This window comes from Bacillus sp. SIMBA_008, assembly GCF_046535495.1.
Taxonomy (GTDB): domain Bacteria; phylum Bacillota; class Bacilli; order Bacillales; family Bacillaceae; genus Bacillus; species Bacillus subtilis.
Genome location: NZ_JAWRWL010000259.1, coordinates 1 through 293, shown reverse-complemented (window position 1 = coordinate 293; position 293 = coordinate 1). Strand labels below are relative to the sequence as shown.

1 protein-coding gene is annotated in these 293 nt (G+C 47.1%); it reads left to right on the top strand.

Features of this window, described 5'->3' with window-relative positions; all coding sequences use genetic code 11:
* On the top strand, positions 1–293 hold a 293-nt coding region (locus SB658_RS23095; protein ID WP_410602596.1), incomplete at both ends, for a cytochrome c oxidase subunit 3.

Below are 293 nucleotides of genomic sequence, written 5' to 3'. Positions count from 1 at the left end.
AAAAGGCGTCGTCATTTGGACGATCATTACGCTTCTTCTCGGTGCGGGCTTCGTCGGATGTGAGCTTAACGAGTTCATCCACTATGTACATGAAGGAGCATCTCTCGGTACAAGTGCTTTCTGGTCTGGATTCTTCGTCCTTCTGGGAACGCACGGAACGCACGTAACGATCGGTATCTTCTGGATTGCCGGCATCTTACTGCAATTGAAGAAACGCGGATTAACGCCGCAGACGTCTTCAAAAATCTTTATCTCAAGTTTATACTGGCACTTCTTAGACGTTGTTTGGATCT